Source organism: Pseudomonas sp. BJa5, assembly GCF_030272875.2.
Classification (GTDB): domain Bacteria; phylum Pseudomonadota; class Gammaproteobacteria; order Pseudomonadales; family Pseudomonadaceae; genus Aquipseudomonas.
Map to the genome: position 1 here is coordinate 1 of NZ_JALRNG020000108.1, position 323 is coordinate 323.

The 323-nt window shown below is 68.7% G+C and carries 1 protein-coding gene; it reads left to right on the forward strand.

The genetic code is table 11. The features are described from left to right. The coding region (locus M2D63_RS25620) for an aldo/keto reductase (RefSeq protein ID WP_285865876.1) at positions 1 to 323 on the forward strand (323 nt) is incomplete at both ends.

Genomic DNA, 323 nt, shown 5'->3' on the forward strand with positions numbered 1-323 from the left:
GGCATCCCCAAGCCTGTGGACAGCCAGCCGTTGTACAACATCGTCAACCGCCAGGCCGAGCCCGAACAGATCCACGCCGCCGCCCACCATGGCCTGGGCATCGTGCCGTTCAGCCCGCAGGCCCGAGGTGTGCTCAGCGGCAAGTACGCCCCCGGCGCCGCCCCCCAGGCCGGTACGCGCGCCGGCCGCCAGGACAAGCGCATCCTGGAAACCGTATGGCGCCCCGAGTCCCTGGCCATCGCCCGCAAGGTCCAGGCCTATGCCCAGGACAAGGGCGTGCTCATGGTCGAGTTCGACATCGCCTGTGTGCTCAACAACCAGCT